Origin of the sequence: Sphingomonas mollis, assembly GCF_016427505.1 — a bacterium.
Lineage (GTDB): Bacteria > Pseudomonadota > Alphaproteobacteria > Sphingomonadales > Sphingomonadaceae > Sphingomonas > Sphingomonas mollis.
Genome location: NZ_JAELXS010000020.1, coordinates 23,971 through 31,373, shown reverse-complemented (window position 1 = coordinate 31,373; position 7,403 = coordinate 23,971). Strand labels below are relative to the sequence as shown.

At 66.8% G+C, this 7,403-nt stretch carries 7 protein-coding genes and 1 pseudogene; 3 read left to right on the top strand and 5 right to left on the bottom strand.

Annotated features, from left to right (window positions below; translation table 11 throughout):
* From JAO74_RS18230 to JAO74_RS18215, 4 genes and pseudogenes are all read right to left on the bottom strand, one after another.
* Positions 1-758, bottom strand: a pseudogene (locus tag JAO74_RS18230) (GH39 family glycosyl hydrolase); the annotation flags it as partial.
* 98 nt (positions 759-856) lie between these two features.
* Complete coding sequence (locus tag JAO74_RS18225) at positions 857-1,621, bottom strand: acid phosphatase (RefSeq protein ID WP_199041676.1); 765 nt, start codon at positions 1,619-1,621, stop codon at positions 857-859.
* 126 nt (positions 1,622-1,747) lie between these two features.
* The gene (locus JAO74_RS18220; RefSeq protein ID WP_233151211.1) at positions 1,748-2,605 is read right to left on the bottom strand and encodes a hydroxypyruvate isomerase family protein; all 858 of its coding nucleotides are present in this window, start codon (positions 2,603-2,605) and stop codon (positions 1,748-1,750) included.
* Between the two features lie 53 nt (positions 2,606-2,658).
* On the bottom strand, positions 2,659-3,774 hold the full coding sequence (locus tag JAO74_RS18215) for an alpha/beta fold hydrolase (protein ID WP_199041673.1): 1,116 nt from the start codon (positions 3,772-3,774) through the stop codon (positions 2,659-2,661).
* A 175-nt stretch (positions 3,775-3,949) separates the two neighbouring features.
* Between JAO74_RS18215 and JAO74_RS18210 the strand changes: the two genes are divergently transcribed.
* A complete protein-coding gene (locus tag JAO74_RS18210; RefSeq protein ID WP_199041670.1) occupies positions 3,950-4,981 on the top strand; it encodes a lactonase family protein in 1,032 nt (343 codons plus the stop codon).
* Here the strand turns inward: JAO74_RS18210 and JAO74_RS18205 are convergent.
* On the bottom strand, positions 4,978-5,196 hold the full coding sequence (locus tag JAO74_RS18205) for a hypothetical protein (protein WP_199041667.1): 219 nt from the start codon (positions 5,194-5,196) through the stop codon (positions 4,978-4,980). The genes JAO74_RS18210 and JAO74_RS18205 overlap by 4 nt on opposite strands.
* A gap of 186 nt (positions 5,197-5,382) precedes the next feature.
* Between JAO74_RS18205 and JAO74_RS18200 the strand changes: the two genes are divergently transcribed.
* Positions 5,383-6,624, top strand: coding sequence for a GTP-binding protein (locus tag JAO74_RS18200; RefSeq protein WP_199041664.1), 1,242 nt, complete (start codon positions 5,383-5,385; stop codon positions 6,622-6,624).
* Positions 6,621-7,277 carry a DUF1826 domain-containing protein gene (locus JAO74_RS18195; protein ID WP_199041661.1) on the top strand — a complete coding sequence of 219 codons (657 nt, stop codon included), beginning with the start codon at positions 6,621-6,623 and terminating at the stop codon, positions 7,275-7,277. The genes JAO74_RS18200 and JAO74_RS18195 overlap by 4 nt, the downstream gene beginning before the upstream one ends.
* The last annotated feature ends 126 nt before the right edge of the window (positions 7,278-7,403 follow it).

The window sequence follows — 7,403 nt, the reverse complement described above, 5'->3', positions numbered from 1 at the left end:
TCATCAAGGAACCCGCCATCGACGCCGTAGGTGTGGGTGCTCACGAAATCGACGGGGATGTGGCGCTTGGCGGCATGGTCGAGAAATTCCGGCACCCAGGCCGCGCCCGCCGTCGCCGGGCCACCGACCCGCAGGCGCGGATCGATCGCCTTGATCGTGCGGGCGGACGATTCGTACAGGTCCAAATAGGCGCGCTGGTCGGCCTTCTCCCAGAAGCCGTCGAGGTTGGGTTCGTTCCACACCTCGAAATACCAGCGGCGGACCTCCGCCACCCCGTATCGCGTCCTGATGTGACGCACGAAGGCATCGATCAGCGCCGCCTATTTGGCCGGGTCCGGATGCGAGGTGTTGCCCTTCCAATAGAAGATCGTCTGTTTCGACGTCGCCATCGCCTCGGGCGTGAAACCCAGCTCGACGAACGGCCTGATCCGGCGGGCGAGGAGAGCATCGAACAAGCGGTCCAGCCCGGTCCAGTCATAGACGATCCTGCCCTCCCGAAGCTGCACGGTGTGCAGCGCGTCGTGGAAGGGCGCATGGAAGCGGACATAGCGAAAGCCGAGTTCGTCCACCGCCGTCGTCAATTGCGCCAGACTGTCGGGCCGGGCCAGCGTTCCGGCGAAGTCCGATCCCACCGACAGATCGAACGACCGGTCCAGCGGGGTGCCGGCACGCGACACGTCGATGTCGATCCGTGTTGCCGGTGCCGGTGCCGGCGTTTGCGCACCGACCGCGGTGGCAGCCAGCGATGCCGCCAGCATCGCGTGGCGCAGGAGCCCGATCGGCCCGCGGCGTGATGACGTCATCGTGCTTCTCCGGTAGCACGCCGCCGTGCAGGATATCCTGTTTCCCGCCAAGCCTAAAAGAGGCGTTGAGCGACCAGCGCGGTTTCCTGTGCGCAGGTGGCGGCGTCCGGTCTGACCGTGGCGGGATCGCGGCGCAGGGCGTCGAGTTCGGCGCGGGCGGTGGCGAGGTCGCGGGCGAAGACCGGATCGGCGCCGATCGCGGTCAGCGTCGCGGTGGCGGACAGGCGGCCGCCCTCCACCGCGCTGGCGTTGTGCGCGCCGCAGACGATCCGGCTTTCGCCGAAGGCGCGACCCCGCGCCAGGATCGCGGTGGCGCGATCGGGGACCAGCGTCGCCAGCAGCATCGCCCATGTCCAGCCGGCGGTGGTGTGGCCGGACGGATAGTCATAGCTGCCCTTCAGCTGATCGACCGGCTGGCAGACCGCGCCCCGATTAATCAGGAACGGCCGCTGGCGCTTGTAGAAATCCTTGGCGATGCCGGTGTTGCGCGCGGTGTCGAACGAGACGCGACGGACCAGCGCGGCGGTGCGCGGCACGGTGTCGGGCGTCAGGGCGATGCCGACCGAACAGCTGAAATCGCGCATCATGTCGGCGGGGGCGAGCTTCACGTCGTTCGTCGCCAGCGCCCAGCGCGGCGTCCCCTGCAAGGCGCGGGTCTGGCGGAAGATCGCGCGGTCGGCGAGCGCGCGGGCATCGCCGGGTTGCGGCGCGGGCGGCAGGTCGGCGAGCAGGTCGAACGCACTCGCCCGCAGATAGCCGGATGGCCCGACCGTCTCGACCCGCGCGATGGCGGCGCCCCCGATCAGGAGCGCGGCCATAATCGGGACGAGGAGTATGCGTTTCATATCAGGCCGATCGTCTGGGCGCCCGAACAAACCGGGCATGATATAGTATCACAGACAGCTATATCACCAACATGTCAGCCGAATGGCATCGGCATCACGTCAGACGGTGCAGATCCGTACCGCCTGCGCGAGCGCGGGCAACGGATCGCCCGTCGGCACGAATTCATGCGCGAAATAGCCGGTGAAACCCATATCGGCGATTCCCGCGGCGACGCCGTGCCAGTTCACCTCCTGCGTGTCGTTCAGTTCGTGGCGGCCGGGGACGCCGCCGGTGTGGAAATGGCCGATCCATTTCAGGTTCCGGCGGACCGTATCCAGCAGGTCGCCCTCCATGATCTGCATGTGGTAGATATCGTACAGCAGCTTCACGCGCGGCGAATTGACCGCCTCCATCACCCGCGCGCCCCAGGCGGTGTGATCGGCCATATAATCGGGGTGGTTCACCTTGCTGTTGAGCAGTTCGACGCAGATGGTGACGTCATTGTCCTCGGCGATCTTCTTGACGCGGTTTAGGCCGGCGATCGTGTTCGCGGCGCCGCGTTCATCGGACAGGCCACGGCGGTTGCCGGAAAAGGCGATCACGTTCGGTACGGACGACCGGGCCGCCTGCGGGATGCCGATGCGGAACGCCTTTTCGATGGCGGCGTGATTCTCGACCCGGTTCAGTCCGTTGGCGATCGTCATATTTTCCGCCGCATAACCCATCGTGCAGCGCAGGCCATGCCGGCGCGGCACGTCGTAATCGGCGGGTTGCAGCAGATCGATGCCCTGCAGGCCGATCTTCGCCGCGAAGGCGCAGAGATCGTCGAGCGGAATCTTCTCGTAACACCAGCGGCTGACCGATTGCTTCAGCCGCCCCGCCTTGACTGGCGGTGTCGCGGCGAGCGCCGCCTTGCCCACCAGGGGCATGGCGGCGAGGGAGAGAGAGGAGCCGATGAGGTGGCGTCGTGTAAGCATGGCGCCACGATACCGGAACCGTCGATCACGGCAAGCGCCCGCCGCCATCCGCCCTATCTGGTCCGTTGTAGCAGATCGACCAGATCCCGTTTCCAGAACCGGGCGGCGGTGTGGGTGCCGTGGCCACGCGTGTCGTCGCTCTCCGCAATCTGCCGGAAGCGCGCGTCCTTCATGCGGGCGACGGCACGCTGCGGCAGGTCGAGCTGGCGTGGGTTGATGAAGTCGTCGGCCGAATTGATCCACATCGTCGGCGTCGTGATCGCCTCCAACCGTGCCCAAGGTGAATAGGTGCGCGATGCCTCAATCTGATAGATCAGGTCGTTGGCGTCGGTCTGCGCGATCGAGGTAGCGACGCGTTGTTGCGCGAAGGCGGCGGCGGCATCGCGGGTGGGATATTGCGCCTGGAAATAGAGCGGCGCGCCACCGGCGACGAACAACAGGCTGGCGGCGGTGCGCAGACCCTGCACGGGCGGCGTGCGATACTCGCCACCGGCCCAGACGGGATCGGCCTTGATCCCGTCGATCGCCAGTTGCCGCCACATGCGGTTCAGCCCGGCGATCTCGACCGGCTCGCAGGCCAGCGGCATCAGCGCGCGGACGAAGTCGGGATGCGTCTCGCCCCAGACCAGACCGTGCATGCAGCCCATCGACGTGCCCATGATGAGCCGCATCCGGCGGATGCCCAGTCCGTCGCGCAGCAGCCGGTACTGCGCATCGACCATGTCGTCATAATCATAATGCGGGAAGCGCATGTGTATGCCGTCGGACGGCTTGGACGATTGGCCGTGACCGATGCCGTCGGGCAGGATGATCCAGTAGCGGCGGATATCGAGCGGCTGGCCGGGGCCGTACAGTTCGTCGGCGAATTGCGGGCTGAGGAACTGGCGGCCGGTGCCGCCGGTGCCGTGGAGGATCATCACCGCATTGTCGATCTCGCCACGGGCATCGCGGTGCGGCTGCCCCAGCATGGTGTAGCCGATGCGCAGGTCGGGCATGCTTTCGCCCGAGCGGAATCGGAAGTTCTGAATATCGTAGCGACCGTCGCGGGTGGGCCACCGGGTCGCGGGCGGTTCGGGCGAGGTCGCGGCGGTCAGCGGTGGCGTCTGGGCGGGCACCGGGGCCGGGGCCGAGGCCGCTTGGGCGAGCATGAGCAACAGGAAGGACAGCATCGCCGCAGTCTGCGCCGGATCGGGCGTGCCGCCAAGCCGTCACGGGGTGACGGCGTGATCCGTCATTGCGAGCATAGCGAAGCAACCCAGAGCGTCCTGATTGTGGCTCTGCGCTGCTTCGCTACGCTCGCAATGACGGTTCGATACGACGTCATCAGCGTCTATGGGCCATGCCATGACTGATTCCGCCCTGCATCTTGTCGTCGGCACTTGGTCGGATGTCGGCGGGCGTGGATTGTACGATGTGCGTCTGGTCGACGGCGCATGGGTGGTGGGCGACGCGTTCGCCGACGCGGCCAATGCGTCGTTCGGTGTCCATGCGCCGCGCCATGGCCTGCATTACATCGTCGACGAACATGCGGGGGCGATCGGCGTCTTCCAGCATGACGGTCGGGATTGGCGCCGGATAACGACCGTCGATGCGTGGGGGACGGCGCCGTGCCATCTGGCGCTGAACGGTGATCGGACCTTGCTCGCGGTGGCGAATTACGGGAGCGGGAGCGTCTCGCTGTTTCGGTTGAACGAGCGTGACGGCCTGCCGGAGGGCGATGTGCAGACCCATGTCCATCGCGGGTCGGGGCCGGATGCCGGGCGGCAGGAGGGGCCTCACGCGCATTGGGTCGGCTTCGCCGCGGACGGCCGTTGGCTGTATCGGACCGATCTCGGCACCGATCAGGTGCTGGCGTTTCCGGTCGATCGGCGGGGCGTGATGGGTCCGCCGGTGGTCGCCTTTGTGGCGGCGGCGGGAGCGGGACCGCGCCATCTGGCGATGCATCCCCGGATCGGGGGTATCGCCTATCTGGTCAGCGAACTGGCGAACAGCCTGACGGTGCTGGCCGGGGCGAACGGCACGTTCCACGAACGGCGAACGCTGTCGACCCTGCCGGACGGATGGATCGGGCAAAGCGCCGTCGCGCATATCGCGATCGATCGGGCGGGCGAGCGGCTTTATGTGTCGAACCGGGGGCATGACGGCATCGCCTTCTTCGCGCTGGACGTGGACGGGATGCCGACGCTGGTCCAGCATGTCCCCGTGGGCGGAGCGTCGCCGCGGTTCTTCCTGCTGGTCGAGGATCACCGGCTGGTCGCGGTGGCGAACGAGCGGGACGGGACGCTGACGATGCTGACGATCGCGGCGGACGGTAGGCTCGTGCCGACGGGGGTGTCGTTGCCGATCCCCGGCGCGGCGTTCGTCATGCGGATCTAGCCCATACGAAAGCCGGCCGTGCTGCGTTCGCCAGCATCGTCGCGTTCGCGGCCGGCGAGCACATTCTCCAGTTCCGCCAGCGTATGGGGGACATCGAGATGCTGAGCGCCGAGAAACAGCCGGCTGCCCCCTTCCTGCGGGACGGCATGGGTCAGCTTGTCGATATCGACCAGCGCCTTGCCCGACGGCAGGATATCGATCTGTACGAAGCGCATAGTGTGTCTCCTGATGACGGCGATAACGGGCGATACGGGCTTTCGGGGCCGCCGACGATGCGGTGGAACATCGCCCGAATGAATCCGCCGCCCATTTAAGTGACAATGTATCATTGAGACTGGACAGGGTCACAGTGCGGTCGTTATCAATGCGACGAGATACCATAACATCAAAGCGATCGATCCATGACCATCCCCTCCCCCGACCTGCGTCTTCCCGTCACGGTGCTGTCGGGCTTTCTCGGCGCCGGCAAGACCACGCTGCTCCAGCATCTGCTCGCCAATCGCGAGGGGCGGCGGATCGCGGTTATCGTCAACGACATGTCGGAGGTAAACATCGACGCCGATCTGGTGCGGGGCGGCGAGGCGGCGCTGTCCCGGTCGCAGGAGACGCTGGTCGAGATGACCAATGGCTGCATCTGCTGCACCTTGCGTGAGGATCTGCTGGCGGAGGTGCGCGCGCTCGCCGATCAGGGGCGGTTCGATTATCTGGTGATCGAGAGCACCGGCATTTCCGAACCGCTGCCGGTCGCCGCGACGTTCAGCTTCCGCGACGAGGACGGCGCCTCGCTGGGCGATGTCGCGCGGCTGGATACGATGGTGACGGTCGTCGACGCGCTGAACCTGCTGTCGGATTATTCGAGCGCCGACCTGCTCAGCCAGCGTGGCGAGACCGCGGGCGAAGGCGACGACCGCAGCCTGGTGTCGTTGCTGGTCGAACAGATCGAGTTCGCCGATGTGGTGATCGTCAACAAGGCGAACGCGGTGACGCCCGAACAGCTGGCGATCGTCCGCCGGATCGTCGCCTCGCTTAACGCCGATGCCCGGATCATCGATGCCGATTTCGCGGCGGTGCCGCTGGATGCGATCCTGAACACCGGCCTGTTCGACGACAAGAAGGCGGAACGGCATCCCTTATGGGCGAAGGAGCTGTACGGTTATGCCGATCACCGCCCGGAAAGCGAGGAATACGGCGTCGAGAGCTTCGTCTATCGCGCCCGTGCGCCGTTCGATCCGGCGGCGTTCCGGCGGTTCCTGACCGGCGCGGGGGCGCTGGACAAGGTGATTCGCGCGAAGGGGCATTTCTGGCTGGCGACGCGGCCCGATTTTCTGGGCGAGTTGGCCAAGGCGGGTAGCCAGACCAGCGTGGCGCGGCTGGGCCGCTGGTGGGCGGCGGTGCCGAAGAACCGCTGGCCGGAGACGAACGACGATTTCGAGCAGTTCGTCGGCCGGCACTGGGACCCGGTCTGGGGCGACCGGCGACAGGAGCTGGTCTTCATCGGCATCGACATGGACGAAGCCGCGCTGCGCCGCGATCTCGACGCCTGTCTGGTCGATGCCGCGCAGTTCACGCCGGAACGCTGGACCGCCCTGCCCGATCCGTTCCCGACATGGGGCGAACAACCGGCGGTGGTCGAGCCCGCATGACCATGGTGCTGGCGCGCGACGATGTCGCGGCGATGCCCGATCACGCCGTCCGCGGTCGCGACGTCGATGCGCTGGCGGCGATCCTGTTGCTATCGGTCAATCTGGCGATCTGGGCGCGGTCATACGTACCGGCGGTGCCGGCCGGCGACGCACTGATGGCGGTGGACGACGTGACCCTGATGGTCGATGCCGACCGGGCGCGCGAACCATTGTCGACGGCGCTGCGCGCGGCGGGATATGCCGAACGATACGTCGCCGCGCTGGCGGCCGATATCGCGATGCTGGCGGCGGCGTTCGGCCGGTTGCTCGACAGCGAGCAGGTGGCGATCAGGCTGGATGTGGTCGAAACCGATGCCTGCCGCCGGTTCCACGGCGATCAGGTCGGCGTTCGCCTGATCTGCACCTATGCCGGGCCGGGGACGCAGTGGCTGGCTGACGACGAGGTGGCACGGTGGCAGGGCGGGACGCCGGTCGACGAGTTGGACGTGCGCCAGATTCCGGCGGGCGATGTGGCGCTGTTCAAGGGACGCGACCGGGCGCCCGAGCGGCCGATCATCCACCGCTCGCCGCCGATCGCCGGCACCGGTTGCTGCCGGCTGGTATTGGTGATCGATGCGGCTCGCGATTGGACGGAGCGATCGGCGGTGATGTGAAGGCCGGTGATCGCGTCGATCGTACCCGATGAAACTTCGTCGTTGCGAGCGCAGCGAAGCAATCCAGTGCAGCGCGGGGGACTCTGGGTTGCTTCGCTACGCTCGCAATGACGTCCGAGGACGAAC

Excerpts from the sequence above, each read along its gene's own strand:
- JAO74_RS18225 (WP_199041676.1), bottom strand. The coding sequence starts at position 1,621 with ATGGCCGCGCTCCTGATCGGGGGCGCCGCCATCGCGCGGGTCGAGACG.
- JAO74_RS18220 (WP_233151211.1), bottom strand. The coding sequence starts at position 2,605 with ATGCTTACACGACGCCACCTCATCGGCTCCTCTCTCTCCCTCGCCGCC.
- JAO74_RS18215 (WP_199041673.1), bottom strand. The coding sequence starts at position 3,774 with ATGCTGTCCTTCCTGTTGCTCATGCTCGCCCAAGCGGCCTCGGCCCCG.
- JAO74_RS18210 (WP_199041670.1), top strand. The coding sequence starts at position 3,950 with ATGACTGATTCCGCCCTGCATCTTGTCGTCGGCACTTGGTCGGATGTC.
- JAO74_RS18205 (WP_199041667.1), bottom strand. The coding sequence starts at position 5,196 with ATGCGCTTCGTACAGATCGATATCCTGCCGTCGGGCAAGGCGCTGGTC.
- JAO74_RS18200 (WP_199041664.1), top strand. The coding sequence starts at position 5,383 with ATGACCATCCCCTCCCCCGACCTGCGTCTTCCCGTCACGGTGCTGTCG.
- JAO74_RS18195 (WP_199041661.1), top strand. The coding sequence starts at position 6,621 with ATGACCATGGTGCTGGCGCGCGACGATGTCGCGGCGATGCCCGATCAC.